Here is a 17,437-nt window from a genome sequence, read left to right as displayed (position 1 = left end):
AGGTGGTTCAGCTTTTTGCCAGCCCGAAAACGGCGCCGGATACCTGCTGCCGGTTTGCTTGCCGAGCACGGCGCATTGGCAGCAGGAGAAGTCACCGCGACTTGCATTCGGCCAGCGACCTTCGAGAATGAGGTGATGGCACCTTGGATATCACCGGCATGCTCCAGACATTCTTCAAGCGTGTGGCTCAGCTCTGGGAGGCCTCCGATCTCGCCCTGATCGGCCAGCGCCGGGAGCGACGCATGCGCCTGCTGGCCAGCCTGGTGATGCCGCTGGTGGGGCTGGGCTGGGGGCTGTTCTTCGCCATTCACGGTTACTGGCCCATCGTGCTGATGGATCTGGCGATCGTCCTCAGTGGCACCGCCGTGTTCATCCTCACCCTGAACCACCGGCCGCGTAGCGCCAACCTGGTGCTGTTCGGCGCCTTGCTGCTGCTCATCGTCGGTTCGACCCTGCTGCTCGACCCGCCGACCCTGGCGGCACCCCGCGCCACTCATCTGTACCTGCTGCCGGTGGCGGTGGGGGCACTGATGGCGTTTCGTGACGAGCCGCTCTGGCTGCGCTACGGCGTCTGCCTGACAGGCCTGCTGCTGTTCGTCGGCCTGGCGGCATCCACCTGGCGCCCCAGCGATCTTTATGTCCTGCCTGACGATCTGCGCATGGTCGGCTCCTGGGTGCAGGCGGGAATGGCCACGCTGCTGCTCTTTCTGCTGTTGCACATCCTGCAGAGCGATGCTGCCGAGCGTTCCGGGCTGGAGCGTGACCTGCAAGTGGCGCTGCGTGAGAACCAGTTCGTGCTGCACTACCAGCCGCAAGTGAATCATGCCGGCCGAGTGATCGGCGCCGAGGCGTTGATTCGCTGGCAACACCCGCAGCGTGGGCTGCTCGGGCCGGGCGAGTTCATCGATCACGCCGAGAAGACCGGGCTGATCATCCCCATGGGGCAGTGGGTGCTGGAGCAGGCCTGTGCCTGCCTGCGCCAATGGTCTGGCGACCCTGCACTGCGTGAGCTCAGCCTGGCGGTGAACATCAGCCAGAAGCAGTTTCACCGGCCTGGGTTCGATAGCGAGATACTGGCGCTGATCGAACGTCATGGTATCGACGCGCAGCGTCTGGAGCTGGAGCTGACCGAAACCCTGATCGTGCAGGACATGGAAGACCTCGGGCGCAAGATGGCGGTATTGGTCGAGCATGGCGTGCGCTTTGCCCTGGACGACTTCGGCACGGGCTTCTCTTCCCTCAGCCACCTCAAGCGTCTGCCATTGGGCAAGCTGAAGATCGACCGCTCGTTCATTTGCGACGTGCTCAGCGACGCCAGCAGCGCAAGCATAGTGCGCAGCGTCATCGCGCTGGGGCAGAGCATGGGCATGATGGTGATCGCCGAGGGGGTGGAAACCGGGGCCCAGCACGCTTTCCTGATGGACAATGGCTGCAGCCAGTTCCAGGGCTATCTGTTCGGTCGACCGATGCCGCTGGCGGATTTCGTCCCCTTCGTCCGTCGCCTCGACACCTGAACCGCCCATCCCGCATTCGCCGCTCGAATGAACTCCGGGGGCGGCAGCAATGTCTGTCTGCTGTCGACTTGCCTGGGCAGGAATTGATGGCTATTGGCCGCTATCGTGTGGCTTTCAGCGGTGATCCTGTGTGCAACTTCCGGTTGCTGGGGCGTGTCGACCATTGCCGTGCCCGTCAGCCGGGCTTCGTACCACTCAGTCGAAGATTGCTCATGTTCCCATCCCGCCCTTTTCCCGTTCGATTCTCTCCGCTTCCCTCCCGCGCATTGGCGGCCTGCCTGCTCGGCGGTCTGCTCGGCACGGTCAGCCCGGCCCAGGCCGAAGAAGCCGCCAGCAATCAGCGCTGGGTCAGCGACAGCCTCAACACCTACGTGCGCAGTGGGCCCACCGACGGCTACCGCATCGTCGGTACCCTGACCTCCGGTGAGAAGGTGGAGCTGCTGCGTACCCAGGGCGATTACAGCCAGGTGCGCAGCGAGAGTGGCAATACGGTGTGGATTCCCAGCCGCGACCTGCAATCGGTGCCGGGGCAGGCCGAGCGCCTGCCGCAACTGGAACAGAAGGTCGCCGACCTGACCGCCGAGCTCAAGGGCATCGACGATGCCTGGAAAGCCCGCGTGCAGGGCATGCAGGAAACCCTGGACTCACGCAAGCAACTGATCGACGAGTTGCAGGCCGCACGCAGCGCGCTGGACGCCGAGCTGACCAGCACCCGTTCGCAACTGCGTGATGCCCAGGCACAACTCGGCGATGAGCAGCAGCAGGTACTGATGCGTTACATGGTCTATGGCGGCAGCATCGCCGGTGCCGGCCTGCTGCTCGGGCTGATTCTGCCGACCATGCTGCGCGTGCGGCGCAAGCGTAACGACCAGTGGGTGTGAGCGCTCAGGCCTGGGCGGTCAGATGACGGGCGATGCCTTTCTTCAGTGGCAGCAGGCCCTGCGCCACGCGCAGGCCGGCGCCGCGTAGCAGGCGGGCGGGCAGATGGTCGTTGGTGTACAGCTCCACCAGCAGGTTGGTGGCCTGGTACAGCGGCCAGGTAGCCAGACGCAGTTGCCGCTCGTAGCGGGCCAGCGGGGCGACTGCGCCGATGTCCTGGCCCTTGGCGTGAGCCGCCAGCAGGGCGTCGCTCAATAGCTGCACGCCGATCAGGCCGAAGTTGAAACCATGCGCGGTGACCGGGTGCATGCCCACGGCGGCATCGCCGAGCAGGGCGCAGCGGTTGCCGACCATGCGCCGTGCGTAGGCGCCCACCAGCGGGTAGGCGTGACGGCTGCTGACCAGTTGCATGGCGCCCAGGCGGCGGTCGAAGCGTTGCTCCATCTCACGGGCGAAGCTGGCTTCATCCAGTTTCTGCAAGTGCTCGATCTCGCGCGGCGGCAAGGTCAGCACGGTGGACGACTGCCGGCCGTTGAGTGGCAGCAGGGCGAGGGTCTGGCCGTAGCCGAACCATTCCCAGGCCACCTGCTGGTGATCCTCTTCATGCTGCATGCGGCACACCAGCATGGTCTTGCCGAAATCCTTGAGCTGCGCGCCGATGCCGAGCTGACGGCGAGTCTCCGAGAAGCGGCTGTCGGCGGCGACCAGCAGGCGTGGTTGCAACACCTGGCCGTCCTGCAGGGTCAGCCTTACCCCACGTTGGTCTTGCTCGATGGCGCGCAGGCTGGTTTCACAGCGCAATTGCACATCGGCGCACTCGCTCACGGCCTGATAGGCAGCGCGGCGAATGGCCTGGTTGGCCACCAGATGGCCGAGGCGTTCGGCGCCGGCTTGCTCGGCGCGAATCTTCAGGGCGAACAGCGAGGGGCCGTTGAATACCTGGGCATCGCGCAGCACGGCGACCTCTTCTGCGGGCAGGCGCGCCCATAGGCCGAGGCGTTCGAGCAGGGCCTGCGAACCATGGGTGAGGGCGATCTCACGGCCATCGAAGGCAGGTTCCGCCAGTGCCTGTTCGGCCTGGCGCTCCAGCACGAGGATGGATAGGCCGTGACCGGACAGGGCGCGCGCCAGACACAGGCCAGCCGGGCCGGCGCCGACGATGACGATATCGGGGGACATGCTGCTCTCCTTGCGAACTCGGAAAGGGCCGAGTCTAGGCCGCAGAAGAGGCGCGGATATTGTCCGGGATCATGTCGGCAGTGCGGGCCTTGTTTCCGGTGCGCACGGCGCACCCTACGGGTTAGGCATGGAGCGGGCGGGTGTAGGGTGCGCTGTGCGCACCAGCGGTTTGGCCCGAATGCCATCCGGGAAATTTACCCTCCTACCCCGGATTGCATCCGGGCTACAACTAGGCTGGAGACGTGCGGGGGATATGGTTCGGGATCATGGGCCTTGTTTCCGGTGCGCACGGCGCACCCTACGGGTTGGGCATGGCCGTGGGCGGGTGTAGGGTGCGCCGTGCGCACCAACGGCTTGGCCCGGATGCCATCCGGGAAAATCCACCTTCCGGCCCCGGATTTCATCCGGGCTACAACAGCCCTGCAACCAGGCGCCCGAGCACTTCCATGGCCTGTTCGCTGCGGGGGTTCCAGGGGTGGCCGTAGTTCAGCCGCGCGCAGTGGCGAAAGCCCTGGCTGGCGGAGAAGATCGGCCCTGGTGCCAGGCTGATGCCCTGGGCCAGCGCCAGGCGCAGCAGTTGCAGCGAGTCCAGGCGCTCGGGGAACTCGAACCAGAGGAAGTAGCCACCGGCCGGCCGCGTCACCCGTGTGCTGGCGGGGAAGTGCCGGGCCGCCGAGGCGAGCATGGCGCTCTGCTGCATTTCCAGGGCATGACGCAGCTTGCGCAGGTGGCGATCATAGCCGCCGTGCTGCAGGTAGTCGGCCAGCGCCGCCTGGGCCGGCACCGAGGGCGAGATGGTGGTCATCAGCTTGAGTCGGGCAATCTGCTCGGCGTAGCGCCCGCCCGCCACCCAGCCGATGCGATAGCCCGGCGCCAGGCTCTTGGAGAAGGAGCTGCAATGCATCACCAGGCCGTCGCGGTCGAAGCTTTTCACTGGTTTGGGCGGGTGGCTGCCGAAGTACAGCTCGGCGTACACGTCGTCCTCGATCAGCGGCACCTGATGCTCCACCAGCAGCTCGTACAGCGCCTGCTTCTTGGTCTCACTCATGCTCGCGCCCAGCGGGTTCTGCAGGCTGCTCATGAACCAGCAGGCCTTGATCGGCAGTTGCTCCAGGCTCTGCGACAGGGCATTGAGGTCGATGCCCTCGCGCGGGTGCACGGGGATTTCCACGGCCTTGAGCTGCAGGCGTTCCAGCACCTGCAGGCAGGCGTAGAAGGTGGGTGACTCGATGGCCACCAGGTCGCCCGGCTGGGTCACGCACTGCAGGCAGAGGTTGAGCGCCTCCATGGCGCCGTTGCTGATCACCAGCTCCTCCATCGGCAGCATCACGCCGCTGACCATGTAGCGCAGGGCGATCTGCCGACGCAGGTCGGCGTTGCCGGCGGTCATGTCGGCGATGATCTCGTGCGGCGAAAGCATGCGCAGGGCGTGCGCCATGCTCTTGGCCAGGCGCGGTAGGGGGAACAGATCGGGGCTGGGGAAGGCCGAGCCGAAGGGTACGGTGTGTGGATCCTTGAGCGAGGCGAGCACGGAAAACACCAGTTCGCTGACACCGACATCGGTGGTCTGCGCGGTGTGGGCGGTCAGCTCAGGCTCGTGCAGCGGGCGTTTGGCGTGCTCACGGACGAAGTAGCCGGAACGCGCCCGCGCCTGGATCAGGCCGCGATCCTCCAGCAGGTAATAAGCCTGGAACACGGTGGACGGGCTGACCCCGTAGGTGCGGCTGGCATGGCGCACCGAGGGCACCTTTTCGCCGGGGCCGAGCACTCCGGTGCGGATCAGCTCGGCGATCTCGTCGGCGAATTTTTCGTAGCGTTTCATCCTGTCCTGGTTCACCGCCGCAAAGGGTATGGGCGGACACTTTACGGGGTGAGCGGCAGACATGGCAGTGCCTCGTGAATCATTCAGCGGGGTATGGCGGATGTAGCCCGATGCAATCCGGGGAACGGGCACAGAGCCCCCGGATTGCATCCGGGCTACAGGTTTCAACGCAGCGGTGCGAGAAAGGTGCTTTGGGTACTGACGCGGCTGTCCGGGTTGGCCTGGTCGCTTACCTCGAACTCCACAGTGCGTGTGCTGGCGCCGTTGTCTGGCGAGGTCAGGGCGACATTGACCGGCAAGTCGCGAATCTCCCCAGGGGCCAGGTTCAGCGTGCTGGGGCCGTGCAGCTCGAAGTCGCCGGGCTCGACCAGGGCGATGGCATAGCTGCGTGGCTGCTGGGTCTTGTTGATGATCTTCAGGCTGTAGATGTTCTCGATCTGGCCCAGAGCGTTCTCGCGGAACAGACCACGGTCGCGGGTCACGTCCAGGGAAATCAGCGGGCGCTCGGCCAGGGCCCAGACGAAGGCGCCGATCATCACCGCCAGCATCGCCGCGTAGCCGACCAGACGCGGGCGCAGCCAGTGGGTCTTGCCGCCGGCCAGCTCGTTCTCGGAGCTGTAGCGCACCAGGCCGCGGGCATAGCCGAGCTTGTCCATGATGCTGTCGCAAGCGTCGACGCAGGCGCCGCAGCCGATGCATTCCAGTTGCAGGCCGTCGCGGATATCGATGCCGGTGGGGCAGACCTGCACGCACATCGTGCAGTCGATGCAATCGCCCAGGCCCTCGGCCTTGTAGTCGGCATCCTTGCGCCTTGGGCCACGGTTCTCGCCACGGGCGGCGTCGTAGGAGATGACCAGCGTATCGCTGTCGAACATCACACTCTGAAAGCGCGAGTAGGGGCACATGTCGCGGCACACCTTCTCGCGCAGCCAGCCGGCGTTGATATAGGTGGCGGCGGTGAAGAACAGCACCCAGAACGCCGTGGTGGCACCAACTTCGAGGGTCGCCAGGTCGAGCGTCAGTTGGCGCACCGGGGTGAAGTAGCCGACGAAGGCCAGTGCGGTGACCAGGCTCACCGTCAGCCACAGGCCGTGCTTGGCGCCGCGCCGGGCCAGCTTGTTCAGTGACCAGGGCGCGGCATCGAGCTTGATGCGCTGGCCACGGTCGCCCTCGGTGATCTGCTCGACACGCATGAATACCCAGGTCCATACGCTCTGCGGGCAGGCATAGCCGCACCAGACGCGGCCAGCCAGCACGGTGATAAAGAACAGGCCGAAGGCGGCGATGATCAGGATGGCCGAGAGCAGGATGAAATCCTGTGGCCAGAAGGTGGCGCCAAAGATGTGGAACTGGCGGTTGTCCAGGTCCCAGAGCACCGCCTGGCGGCCGTTCCAGTCGATCCAGGCAGTACCGAAAAACAGCAGGAACAGCAGGCCGGCACCTAGCAGACGCAGGTTGCGAAAGCGTCCGGTGAAGCTGCGCGTATGGATCGGGCCGCCGGCCTGGGCCGGTGTCAGGCGGATGGGTTTGCTCGGGTCGATGGTCTCGACGCTGCGCACGGGGATCAGATCGGTCATTTATTTGCCCTCATCAGGCGTTTATTCAGGCTGGCGCCATGATCCGAGGGCAACTGATCGCGAAACAGACTCAGGTTTTCGATAAAAAAGCGGATCAGATGCTGGCGGCGAACGCAGGGAAAAGTGCCTGGCAGATCGCCAGGCCGCGGCATTTCTGACGTCTGCGGCTTTGCTGGCTGGCGATACAGAGGCCGCCCTGCGACATCGCGCCACGCCAATCAGTGACCTGCACCGGTCATTGCCGCACCCATCTGATCCGCTTTTTTAAGGCTTTTCTGGCGCTGTTTTCGGTGCACGCCTGGCAGGCATAGTCGACGCCCCGTGATCAGGAGGCCTGCCGGCATGTACCAATACGACGATTATGACCGCGCGCTGGTGCGCGAGCGCGTCGCCCAGTTCCGCGACCAGGTACAGCGGCGACTCGCTGACGAGCTGAGCGAGGAGGAGTTTCTGCCGCTGCGCCTGCAGAACGGCCTGTACCTGCAGAAGCATGCCTATATGCTGCGTGTGGCGATTCCCTACGGCACCCTGTCGGCCAAGCAGATGCGCGCGCTGGCGCATATCGCTCGTGAGTACGACCGCGGTTACGGGCACTTCACCACGCGGCAGAACATCCAGTTCAACTGGATCGAGCTGGAGCGCGTACCGGACATCCTCGACTGGCTGGCCGATCACGACATGCATGCCATCCAGACCTCGGGCAACTGCGTGCGCAATATCACCACCGAAGCCTTCGCCGGCGTCGCCGCCGACGAGTACCTCGACCCGCGTCCACTGGCCGAGATTCTGCGCCAGTGGTCGACGGTCAACCCGGAATTCCTCTTTCTGCCGCGCAAGTTCAAGATCGCCCTGTGCGCCGCCGAGCAGGATCGCGCAGCGGTGCAGGTGCACGATATCGGCCTGCAGGTCTATCGCGACGCTGCCGGTGAGTTGCTGCTGCGTGTCTTGGTCGGTGGCGGTCTGGGGCGTACGCCGATCATCGCCCAGCCACTGCGTGAGGGCCTGTCCTGGCGCGATCTGCTGTCCTACGTCGAGGCCATCCTGCGCGTGTACAACCGCCATGGCCGGCGCGACAACAAATACAAGGCGCGCATCAAGATCCTGGTCAAGGCGCTGGGCATCGAGGCCTTTGCCGCCGAAGTTGAGCGCGAATGGCAGATGATCAAGGACGGCCCGGCGCAGTTGACCGAGGACGAGTATCAGCGTGTCGCCGTGTCCTTCCGTCGGCCTGCCTATGCGTCGCTGGCGCAGACCGATCTGGATTTCGGCACCCACCTGGCGCGCGACGCCGGTTTCGCCCGTTGGGTCGCGCGCAATGTCATGGCGCATCAGGTGCCGGGTTACGTCAGCGTGGTGCTATCGACCAAGCCCGGCATCAGCGCGCCGCCCGGTGATGTCACCGCCGAGCAGATGCAGGCAGTGGCCGAGTGGAGCGAGCGCTACGGTTTCGGCGAGATCCGCGTGGCCCACGAGCAGAACCTGGTGCTGCCCGATGTGCGCAAGGCCGATCTGCATGCGCTGTGGGTCGAGGCCCAGGCCGCTGGCCTGGGCACGGCCAACGCCGGCCTGCTCACCGATATCATCGCCTGCCCCGGTGGCGACTTCTGCGCGCTGGCCAATGCCAAGTCGATCCCCATTGCCCAGGCCATCCAGCAGCGTTTCGACGACCTCGACTACCTGCACGATCTCGGCGAGCTGAGCCTGAACATCTCCGGCTGCATGAACGCCTGTGGTCATCACCATATCGGCAACATCGGCATCCTCGGCGTCGACAAGAATGGCAGCGAGTGGTACCAACTCACCCTCGGCGGCAGCCAGGGCCAACAGGCGGCGCTGGGCAAGGTGATCGGCCCGTCGTTCGCCGCCGAGCAGGTGCCCGAAGTGATCGAGCGCATCGTCGGCACTTACGTGGACTATCGCGAGGTGGGCGAGGGCTTTCTCGACACCTTCCAGCGCATTGGCCTGGAGCCGTTCAAGGAGCGCGTGTACAGCCGCGAGGAGGTGGCATGAACAACCTGATTCGCCTGATCGACGGCCAGGCTCGTATCGTCAGCGACGACCCCTGGCAACTGCAGGGCGAAGAGAGCGGCGCGCCGCTGATCCTGCCGCTGGCGGCCTGGCGCGAACGGCAATCGGCCGAGGTGCTGGAGGGCAGGGCGCTGAGCGCCGACGGCCTGCTGCTGCAGGTGGATGACGAGCCCGAAGCGCTGCAGCCGTTTCTCGCCAGCCTGCCGCTGATCGCCATCGACTTTCCCAGCTTCCGCGATGGCCGTGGCTACAGCCAGGCTTACCTGCTGCGCACCCGCCTGGGCTGGCGCGGCGAGTTGCGCGCGTTGGGTGACGTGCTGCGTGACCAGTTAGCGCATATGCGCCAGTGCGGCTTCGATGCCTTTGCCATACGCGCCGACAAGTCGGTTGAGGACGCCCTCAAGGGGCTGGCCGGCCTGAGCGTGCTCTACGGTCGCTCGGCCATCGAGCCGCGCCCCCTGTTCCGGCGCGGACGGCTCAAGGAGGAGTCGCTATGACGCTGCTGCGCGGCCTGTTCTGGCTGGTACTGCTGCAGCTCGCCGGTGTCGTGCTCAATCACTGGCTGTTGCCCATGCTGCCAGCGGCGATCATTGGTCTGTTGCTGCTGTCGGTGTGGCTGATGTGGCGCGGCGCCGTGCCCGAGCCTCTGCAGCAGGCCGCCGGTGGTTTGCTGCCATTTTTGCCGCTGCTGCTGGCGGTGCCGGCCTCGGGGATCATGACCAGCGGCGACGTGCTGCTCGCCGAACTGCCAGTGATCGCCACCGCGCTGGTGCTGTCGCTGTTGATCACCGTGCCGTTCTGCGGCTGGTTGCTGCAAACCCTGATCCGCCGTCAGGAGCGCAAGTGATGAGCGTGCTGACTCAGCATCCGCTGTTCGCCATCGCCCTGACCCTGGCGGCTTTTCTCATTGCCGCTTGGCTCTATCGGCGCAGCGGCTGGCTGCTGTTGCAACCGGTGCTGGTGTCCGTGGTGCTGATCGTCAGCACGCTGCTGGCCTGTGGTGTCGACTACGCCACCTACCGCGCCGGCGCCGAGCCCATCGCCTGGCTGCTGGGGCCGGCGACCATCGTTCTGGCCGTGCCGCTGCAGCACAATATCGCGCGCATTCGCCAGCTATTCTGGCCGGTGCTGATCACCCTCTGTGCCGGCGGCGCACTGTCGGTGGCGTTGACCCTGGCCATTGGTTGGGCACTGGGCGCCGACTGGAGCGTGGTGATGAGCCTGGCGCCCAAGTTCGTGACCATGCCGATCGCCATGCCGGTGGCCGAGCAGATCGGTGGCGTGGCCTCGCTGGCGGCGGTGATGGTAATGCTCACCGGGGTGATTGGCACGGCCATGGGGCCGCTGTTGCTGCGCTGGGCCGGTGTCGAGCATCCGGCGGCGCGTGGCCTGAGCTACGGCATCAACGCTCATGCCATAGGCACCGCCCACGCCCTGCAGGAAGGTGAGGAATGCGGCGCCTTCGCCGCACTGGGCATGAGCCTGCTGGGGATCATCACGGCGGTGCTCCTGCCACTGCTGCTGGCTTGAGCGGGCGGAATCCCGCCATCTGAATAGGCTGTCTGAGCATGCTCTGGCGAGTTCTCGCCAGAGCATGCGCGGGCTATGCGACAGAAAGCCGCGCAATTACAGCTGAAACCTTTCAGCGGCACGCAACTTGCTCTAGCCCGCGGCGCGCTGGAGTACGCCCATCAAGAGGCCTGAAGCACCCTTCCTCCCGCCGCGCCGCAGACCTGCGGCTATCGCCCATGAGCGGCCCATACGGCTGCTACTCGAAACCTTGCCTGCATGGCTTATCGCCATGCGACAACACTGGACTGTCCCATGAAGAAAACCCTGCTGACGCTGCTCTGCCTCAGCGTGATCGGTTGCTCCAAACCCCAGGAGCCCGAGAAAACCGTCGACGTCGTATTGATTGGTGCTGGCGTCATGAGCGCCACCCTCGGCACTTACCTCAACGAGCTGCAGCCCGACTGGAGCATCGACATCTACGAGCGTCTCGACCGCGTCGCCGGCGAGAGCTCCAACGCCTGGAACAACGCCGGCACCGGCCACTCGGCATTCTGCGAGCTGAACTACACGCCGGAAACCGCCGACGGTGGCATCGACATCAGCAAGGCCATCGCCATCAACGAGTCGTTCGAGATTTCCAAGCAGTTCTGGGCCACCCAGGTCGAGCGCGACGTGCTGAGCAAGCCCAGGACTTTCATCAACAACGCGCCGCACATGAGCTTCGTCTGGGGCGACGACAACGTCGAATACCTGCGCAAGCGCCACGCCGCGATGCAGCACAGCAACCTGTTCCGTGGCATGGAGTTCAGCGAGGATCCCGCGCAGATCGCCCAGTGGGTGCCGCTGATCATGGACGGCCGTGATCCGCAGCAGAAGATCGCAGCCACCCGCATGGCCATCGGCACCGACGTCAACTTCGGCGAGATCACCCGCCAGTTGGTCGACTCGCTGATCGGCAAGGACAAGGCCAGCCTGCACCTGGAGCATGAGGTGCGTGACCTGCAGCGCAACGACGACGGCACCTGGCGTGTGACCGTGGCCGACCTGGCCAAGGGCGGCGCCGAGCAGAGCGTCAACGCGCGCTTCGTCTTCATCGGCGCCGGTGGTGGCGCGCTCAAGCTGCTGCAGAAGTCCGGCATCGAAGAAGCCGAGGGCTACGCTGGCTTCCCGGTCGGTGGCCAGTTCCTCATGACCCGCAACCAGGACGTGGTCGCCCAGCACAAGGCCAAGGTTTACGGCAAGGCTTCGGTGGGCTCGCCGCCCATGTCCGTGCCGCACCTGGACACCCGCGTGATCGATGGCGAGACCGTGCTGCTGTTCGGCCCGTTCGCCACCTTCTCCACCAAGTTCCTCAAGAACGGCTCGCTGCTCGACATGTTCAGCGCCATGACCACCGACAACTTCCTGCCGATGGTCAACGCCGGCATGGACAACTGGTCGCTGAGCACCTACCTGATGGGCCAATTGATGCTCAGCCAGGAAGAGCGCATGGCATCCTTGCGCGAATACTTCCCGCAGGCGCGTGACGAGGACTGGGAGCTGATCAACGCCGGCCAGCGCGTGCAGATCATCAAGAAAGACCCGGTCAAGGGGGGCGTGCTGCAGTTCGGCACCGAGGTGGTGACCTCGGCTGACGGCAGCCTCAGCGCACTGCTGGGCGCTTCGCCGGGCGCCTCGACCGCCGCACCGATCATGCTGCACCTGATCGAGAAGGCCTTCGCCGACAAGGTGGCCACCCCCGAGTGGCAGGCGCGCTTGAAGGAGATCATTCCGTCCTACGGGCAGAAGCTCAACGATGACCTGGCGCTGACCAACCGCATTCGTCAGTGGAGCAGCGAACGCCTTGGCCTGCTGCACGTCGAAGTGGCGCCGGACATGGAGGTGGCCGCCGAGCCCAATCCGGCGGCCGTGACGCTGTAAGATTTACGGCGCTGTAAAGAAACCCGCCCCGCGTGATGCGCAGGGCGGGTTTTTTTCTTGGGCGGCCATCCGTATTTCGTAGCCCGGATGAAATCCGGGAAGGCGAGTAGGGCGTTCCGGGACGCCGGTTGCTTGGAAGTAGTAGGAGTACGCCGTTGATGGGTGTATTGGGCGTGAGTCGTGGTGCCGAACTGGGCATGGCCCGGCGGGCTGTTCGCTGGCGCTCCTGAGGCCGCCCTACGCCCGCCTTACGCCCAACCTACGCCCGCCCTACGATTGGCCGGCGCTCCGCTTCGGATTATTCCGTCAGGGTCATCAGAATATCGGCATACCAGGTGCAGTTCAGGCCCAGGGCTTCGTCCTGATCTTCGTCACGGTTGCCCAGCAGGCGGGTGGAGTGGATACCGAGCAGGTGCCAGGGCAGTTCGCCATCGACGCTGGCGCGCTTGACCACTGGGGCGCCGCTGATGCCGCGATGGGTGCGGCCATCGGTGAGGAAGTAACCCAGCCCCTGAAAGCGCAAGCCGAAGGAGGACGCCAGCCCGGCGTGGCGCGCCACCGGCATGCGGTGCAGGTCGTCCTGAAAGCCCAGGGGGAAGCCCACCACCAGCAGCGTCGAGCCGATTTCCACGTGCTCGTCGGCTTGTAGCAGATGCTGTTCGGTGAAGGCCTGGTAGACGCTGCCTGGCGGTAGCGCCATACGATCCAGCTCGATTACCGCCACGTCGATCTCACCGGCACCATCGATGCCTTGACGCCACTGGCGTTCCTCGCCCTCGTAGAGGGCGATGGTCATGTCCGCGGTGCTTGCCAGGTTGTCCGCATCGGTGTGCAACTCGATGCGCAGGCTGTCCGGCTGATGCCCGCTGGGCTCGTCGAACACGACGTGACGGCTGGTCACCAGAAACAGTCGCTTGTCGCGCTGGAAGAGGAAGCCGCTGGCATTGGTCAGCACCTGTTCGGCTGCCAGGGTGGTGATGCGTGTCGCGCTGAGCATCAGGGAGTCGATCATGGGCAATGGCCTCCTGCCGGGAGTGGCTTAGTGGCTGACTGCCAAACATGGCAGGGGTTCGTTCCGTAGGGTGCGCCGTGCGCACCGGTGGCTACAGTGATTTGAAGGTGCGCACAGCGCACCCTACGATGCAGTCAGACTGTTACCGGTTCGTCCTCGTTGCGATCCAGCGCCACCTGGCGGATCGACAGGCGAATTTCCGCCGGTAGCACACGCTTGGCGGCACCTTCGGCCAGCTCGCTGAGCAGCGGGTGGTGGCTGAGCTTGCCGGCTTCGTCCTGGCGCAGCACGCCCTGATCCAGCAGGCTCTGGATGAAGTGACGGAACAGGCTCTTGTCGAAGAACTCCGGCGCGTTCAGGCCATGCAGAATCGACAGGCGCTGGGCCATGACCGTGCACAGGTCTTCCAGCTCCTCGGCGCTGAGCGCGTTCTGCCCGGCGTTGAGCAGCAGGGCGATGGCCATGTAGAAGCGTTGCAGGGTCTGCGCCACCGAACGCGACAGCAGGGTCAGCAGCACGAACTGGCGCGAACTGGGCGCCGGGCGCACGTACACGTCGCCTTCGACCTTGAGCAGGCCTTGTTCGACGAAGGCCGCCAGCCACTGGTCGATCACGCCCTCCAGCTCGCTCGGCTGCCAACGGATGAACAGCTCCGATTGCAGATAGGGGTACAGCGCACCCGTGAAGCGCAGGATCTGTTCGCGGCTGATCCGCGCGCTGCTCTGGAAGAAACTGGCCAGCAGCGCCGGCAGGGCGAAGATGTGCAGCACGTTGTTGCGGTAGTAGGTCATCAGGACGGCGTTCTGCTCGTCCAGATAGAGAATCTTGCCCAGCGCATCCTTCTGCTCGGCCAGCAGCTCCATGCCCTTGACGTGCTCGATCAGCGCCGCGCCGTCGCCTTCCGGCAGGGTGGTGTGCGGCGAGTAGGGCACCGCGCGCAGCAGCGCCAGATACAGGTCGAGCACACGCGCCAGGGCGCGGTCGTCCAGGGCCAGCTTGCTGGTGGACAGCAGCGCCAAGGCCACTAGGTTGACCGGGTTGACCGCCGCTGCCTCGTTGAGGTGGCGCGCCACGTGTTCGCCGAGGCGGTTGGTAGTTTCGTTGAGCCAGGCTGGGCGGTATTGCGGGCCCAGCTCCTGCTGGCGCCAGCCGGGTTGCTGCTGGTCGAGGAACTCGGCCAGCTTGATCGGCTCGCCGAAGTTCACCGAGACCTGGCCGAAGCGCTGCTTGAGCGCACCGAGCACCTTGAACAGGTCGAAGATCGATTCCTTCTTCTTGCTCGCGCCGCGCAGCTCGCCCAGGTAGGTGCGGCCTTCGAGCACGCGCTCGTAGCCGATATATACCGGCACGAAGACGATGGGCAGACGGTGCGAACGCAGGAAGCTGCGCAGGGTGATGGCCAGCATGCCGGTCTTCGGCCGCAGCATGCGCCCGGTGCGCGAGCGCCCGCCCTCGACGAAGTACTCCACCGGAAAGCCCTTGCTGAACAGGGTGTGCAGGTATTCGTTGAACACCGCGGTGTACAACGGGTTGCCCTTGAAGGTGCGGCGCATGAAGAAGGCACCGCCACGGCGCAGCAGGCCACCAATGACCGGCATGTTGAGGTTGATGCCGGCGGCGATGTGCGGCGGCGTCAGGCCGTTGCGGAACAGCAGGTAGGACAGCAGCAGGTAGTCGATGTGGCTGCGGTGGCAGGGCACGTAGATCACCTCGTGGCCCTGGGCGATGTCGCGCACGCCTTCGACGTTGTGCACCTTGATGCCGTCGTAGATCTTGTTCCAGAACCAGGAGAGCACCAGCTCGAGGAAGCGGATCACCGTGTAGGTGTAATCCGAGGCGATCTCGTTGCCATAGCGCAGCGCCTGGGCTTCGGCTTTCTCCAGGCTGATCTTCTCGCGCTCGGCTTCATCAATGATGGCCTGGCGCACCAGTGGGTCGTGCACCAGGCCCTTGACCAGGTTACGCCGGTGCGAGACGTCCGGGCCGATTACCGCAGCCTTCTGGTTGCGGAAGTGCACGCGCAGGATGCGGTGCACCATGCGCAGGGTGCGCTCGTGGCCCTTGTCCTGCTCGACCAGCTCGCGCAGGTGAATCGGCGTGGAGAACTGCACGCGGGTCTTGCGCCCGAGAATCAGGATGCTGACCAGGCGGCGCAAGCGCCCGGTCACCGCCCAGCTATCGGCGAACAGCAGCTTCCAGGCGCTGGTTTCGCGATCCGGCGACTGCCCCCAGAACACGCTGACCGGCACGATCTGCGCGTCATCCACATCATGCCGGGCGAGGGCGGCGACCACCCGGGCCAGGGTTGGCGAGATGCCCCGTTTGTCCTGGCGGCCGAACCAGTCCGGCTCCGGCGTCAGGTAGAAGAAGGCGGCGGGTTCGACGTGTTCCCCGACCGCCAGCGGCAGCACCGGGCGTGGCAGGCCGGCCTTGGTACATTCGCGATCGACCACCGCCAGATCGCTCACCGAGGGCTGCTGCAGCACGTAGAACACCGGCTTGCTGCGGTCGAGCTTGAGGGTAAAGGCGGACTGGTTGATGGTTTCCGAGCGTACCCAGAGGTACAGCAGGCGGCGCAACGCGCTGAAGGCCATGCGGCGGAAGGGAGAACGTGTCATACGGGCTCTTGAACGATTAAACGAGCGCATGCTCGGGAAGGGCGCTAGTGTGCCGCAAGCCACGGCAGACGGGCAAAAAATCGTCGGCGACGATTCTGGCAAGGCACCAAAAACGCTCGCGTCCGTGCGTTCAGCCTGGCCAGCATGCACAAGACAGATGACGGAAAAACGCGTGATGGCTCAGCACCCGTTGATCAACAGAACGGCAAACCAGGTGTTGGGTTCCCGAACCGAATGCCGAGTCAGGCCAAGCCGATGTAACGCATCGCCTCCTTATCTGATCCCTGCATCTGGGAACCGCGTAGGAGCGAGCTCTGCTCGCGAAGCTTTTGCGCCTGGCGGTTCGCGAGCAGAGCTCGCTCCTACAGGCTTCCTGACTATCCGGGGAGAGTGGTGTTCTTACGCCAGCTTCATCACCACCACCCCAACGATGATCACCGCGCAGGCCAGCAGGCGAATGGGGCGTAGGGTTTCCTTGAGCAGCACCACTCCCAGCAGCACGGCGAACAGCACACTGGTTTCGCGCAAGGCGGAGACCAGTGCCACCGGCGCCTGGGTCATGGCCCAGATGACGATGCTGTAGGCCGCCATCGACATCGCTCCACCGGCCAACCCGCCGCGCCAGTGCGGCCCCAGTTGCAGGAAGGCGCGCGGCCCACGAGTGATAGCCAACACCAGCGCCATCACCACGCCGTTGACGGCGAACAGCCACAGCGAATAGCTCAGCGCATCGCCATTGGCGCGGGCGCCCATGGCGTCGCTCAGGGTGTAGCCGGCGATGAACAGCGCCGTCATCAGGGCGCAGAACAGCATCGCCGCTTGCGGCGCCTTGTGTTGCCCGCCACGCAACGCCATCAACCAGATACCCGTTACCAGAATCAGCAAACCGCACAGTTGCCAGGGGCCGAGATCATCATGCAGGAGCAGCAGCGAGAGCAGGGCGACCATCAAGGGCGAGCTGCCGCGTGCGATGGGGTAGACCTGGCCGAGGTCGCCATACTGGTAGGCGCGGGCAAGAAAGACGTTGTAACCGATATGCAGCAGTGCCGACAGCCCGATCCAGAACCAGGCCGAGCCCTGTGGCACTGCTACCCATGGCAGGGCGCACAGTGCCACCAGGCCGGCACCGATCTGGATCAGGGTAGCCGTGAGGAAACGATCCAGGCCGATCTTGAGCAGGGCGTTCCAGCCGGCATGCAGGGCGGCTGCGGTGATGACGGCGAGAAATACCGGGGTTTCCAAGTTCGGCCTCGAAGACGGGGTGGGAAGCGCGTCAGGCTACTGTCTTTTGCGGCTGTGCGCACGAGAGAGCCAATGTATCGACAGATTCGCTGCATTGGCTCAGGCTGCTGGCCAAGCAGCGACTATGCTTAGTC

Annotated in this window: 13 protein-coding genes; 7 read left to right on the top strand and 6 right to left on the bottom strand. The window is 65.1% G+C overall.

Annotated elements, in window-relative coordinates; translation table 11 throughout:
* Positions 1 to 158 precede the first annotated feature (158 nt).
* Together ACSVIK_RS09630 and ACSVIK_RS09625 are read left to right on the top strand one after the other, a co-directional pair.
* Complete coding sequence (locus tag ACSVIK_RS09630; RefSeq protein ID WP_442444124.1) at positions 159 to 1,514, top strand: putative bifunctional diguanylate cyclase/phosphodiesterase; 1,356 nt, start codon at positions 159 to 161, stop codon at positions 1,512 to 1,514.
* Between the two features lie 212 nt (positions 1,515 to 1,726).
* Positions 1,727 to 2,395 carry a TIGR04211 family SH3 domain-containing protein gene (locus ACSVIK_RS09625; RefSeq protein WP_442444123.1) on the top strand — a complete coding sequence of 223 codons (669 nt, stop codon included), beginning with the start codon at positions 1,727 to 1,729 and terminating at the stop codon, positions 2,393 to 2,395.
* A 4-nt stretch (positions 2,396 to 2,399) separates the two neighbouring features.
* Here ACSVIK_RS09625 and ubiM read toward each other — a convergent pair whose 3' ends face one another.
* The 3 genes from ubiM to ccoG form a co-directional block, all read right to left on the bottom strand.
* Entirely contained in the window at positions 2,400 to 3,572 is a 1,173-nt protein-coding gene (gene ubiM / locus ACSVIK_RS09620; protein ID WP_442444122.1) for a 5-demethoxyubiquinol-8 5-hydroxylase UbiM, read from the bottom strand.
* Positions 3,573 to 3,981: 409 nt separating this feature from the next.
* On the bottom strand, positions 3,982 to 5,394 hold the full coding sequence (gene mapR, locus ACSVIK_RS09615; RefSeq protein ID WP_442444121.1) for a GntR family transcriptional regulator MpaR: 1,413 nt from the start codon (positions 5,392 to 5,394) through the stop codon (positions 3,982 to 3,984).
* Positions 5,395 to 5,558: 164 nt separating this feature from the next.
* Positions 5,559 to 6,971, bottom strand: a complete 1,413-nt coding sequence (gene ccoG, locus ACSVIK_RS09610) for a cytochrome c oxidase accessory protein CcoG (RefSeq protein WP_442444120.1) — start codon at positions 6,969 to 6,971, stop codon at positions 5,559 to 5,561.
* 342 nt (positions 6,972 to 7,313) lie between these two features.
* On the opposite strand from ccoG, the gene ACSVIK_RS09605 reads away from it, so the two are divergent.
* The 5 genes from ACSVIK_RS09605 to ACSVIK_RS09585 all read left to right on the top strand — a co-directional run bounded on the left by ACSVIK_RS09605 (position 7,314) and on the right by ACSVIK_RS09585 (position 12,431).
* Entirely contained in the window at positions 7,314 to 8,981 is a 1,668-nt protein-coding gene (locus ACSVIK_RS09605) for a nitrite/sulfite reductase (protein ID WP_442444119.1), read from the top strand.
* Complete coding sequence (locus ACSVIK_RS09600; RefSeq protein WP_442444118.1) at positions 8,978 to 9,496, top strand: DUF934 domain-containing protein; 519 nt, start codon at positions 8,978 to 8,980, stop codon at positions 9,494 to 9,496. Before ACSVIK_RS09605 ends, ACSVIK_RS09600 begins: the two co-directional genes overlap by 4 nt.
* A complete protein-coding gene (locus ACSVIK_RS09595) occupies positions 9,493 to 9,846 on the top strand; it encodes a CidA/LrgA family protein (RefSeq protein WP_442444117.1) in 354 nt (117 codons plus the stop codon). Before ACSVIK_RS09600 ends, ACSVIK_RS09595 begins: the two co-directional genes overlap by 4 nt.
* Positions 9,846 to 10,529, top strand: a complete 684-nt coding sequence (locus ACSVIK_RS09590; RefSeq protein WP_442444116.1) for an LrgB family protein — start codon at positions 9,846 to 9,848, stop codon at positions 10,527 to 10,529. The genes ACSVIK_RS09595 and ACSVIK_RS09590 overlap by 1 nt, the downstream gene beginning before the upstream one ends.
* A 294-nt stretch (positions 10,530 to 10,823) precedes the next feature.
* The gene (locus tag ACSVIK_RS09585) at positions 10,824 to 12,431 is read left to right on the top strand and encodes a malate:quinone oxidoreductase (RefSeq protein WP_442444115.1); all 1,608 of its coding nucleotides are present in this window, start codon (positions 10,824 to 10,826) and stop codon (positions 12,429 to 12,431) included.
* A gap of 298 nt (positions 12,432 to 12,729) precedes the next feature.
* Here the strand turns inward: ACSVIK_RS09585 and ACSVIK_RS09580 are convergent, their stop codons facing one another.
* The 3 genes from ACSVIK_RS09580 to ACSVIK_RS09570 all read right to left on the bottom strand — a co-directional run bounded on the left by ACSVIK_RS09580 (position 12,730) and on the right by ACSVIK_RS09570 (position 17,303).
* Complete coding sequence (locus ACSVIK_RS09580; RefSeq protein ID WP_442444114.1) at positions 12,730 to 13,443, bottom strand: S1 family peptidase; 714 nt, start codon at positions 13,441 to 13,443, stop codon at positions 12,730 to 12,732.
* A 134-nt stretch (positions 13,444 to 13,577) separates the two neighbouring features.
* Positions 13,578 to 16,061: a glycerol-3-phosphate 1-O-acyltransferase PlsB gene (gene plsB, locus ACSVIK_RS09575; RefSeq protein ID WP_442444113.1), complete on the bottom strand. Its 2,484-nt coding sequence runs from the start codon at positions 16,059 to 16,061 to the stop codon at positions 13,578 to 13,580.
* A 399-nt stretch (positions 16,062 to 16,460) separates the two neighbouring features.
* Positions 16,461 to 17,303, bottom strand: coding sequence for an EamA family transporter (locus tag ACSVIK_RS09570; protein ID WP_442444112.1), 843 nt, complete (start codon positions 17,301 to 17,303; stop codon positions 16,461 to 16,463).
* Between the last annotated feature and the right edge of the window lie 134 nt (positions 17,304 to 17,437).

This window comes from Pseudomonas sp. NCHU5216 (assembly GCF_052156495.1).
Classification (GTDB): domain Bacteria; phylum Pseudomonadota; class Gammaproteobacteria; order Pseudomonadales; family Pseudomonadaceae; genus Aquipseudomonas.
The sequence above is the reverse complement of the archived record's forward strand: the minus strand, read 5'-3'. Positions and strand labels throughout refer to the sequence as shown.

Bases quoted from the DNA above. Each gene is read 5' to 3' on its own strand.
- plsB (WP_442444113.1), bottom strand. From the start codon at position 16,061: ATGACACGTTCTCCCTTCCGCCGCATGGCCTTCAGCGCGTTGCGCCGC.
- ACSVIK_RS09600 (WP_442444118.1), top strand. From the start codon at position 8,978: ATGAACAACCTGATTCGCCTGATCGACGGCCAGGCTCGTATCGTCAGC.
- ACSVIK_RS09590 (WP_442444116.1), top strand. From the start codon at position 9,846: ATGAGCGTGCTGACTCAGCATCCGCTGTTCGCCATCGCCCTGACCCTG.
- ACSVIK_RS09585 (WP_442444115.1), top strand. From the start codon at position 10,824: ATGAAGAAAACCCTGCTGACGCTGCTCTGCCTCAGCGTGATCGGTTGC.
- ubiM (WP_442444122.1), bottom strand. From the start codon at position 3,572: ATGTCCCCCGATATCGTCATCGTCGGCGCCGGCCCGGCTGGCCTGTGT.
- ACSVIK_RS09625 (WP_442444123.1), top strand. From the start codon at position 1,727: ATGTTCCCATCCCGCCCTTTTCCCGTTCGATTCTCTCCGCTTCCCTCC.
- ACSVIK_RS09605 (WP_442444119.1), top strand. From the start codon at position 7,314: ATGTACCAATACGACGATTATGACCGCGCGCTGGTGCGCGAGCGCGTC.
- mapR (WP_442444121.1), bottom strand. From the start codon at position 5,394: ATGAAACGCTACGAAAAATTCGCCGACGAGATCGCCGAGCTGATCCGC.
- ACSVIK_RS09580 (WP_442444114.1), bottom strand. From the start codon at position 13,443: ATGATCGACTCCCTGATGCTCAGCGCGACACGCATCACCACCCTGGCA.
- ACSVIK_RS09630 (WP_442444124.1), top strand. From the start codon at position 159: ATGCTCCAGACATTCTTCAAGCGTGTGGCTCAGCTCTGGGAGGCCTCC.
- ccoG (WP_442444120.1), bottom strand. From the start codon at position 6,971: ATGACCGATCTGATCCCCGTGCGCAGCGTCGAGACCATCGACCCGAGC.
- ACSVIK_RS09595 (WP_442444117.1), top strand. From the start codon at position 9,493: ATGACGCTGCTGCGCGGCCTGTTCTGGCTGGTACTGCTGCAGCTCGCC.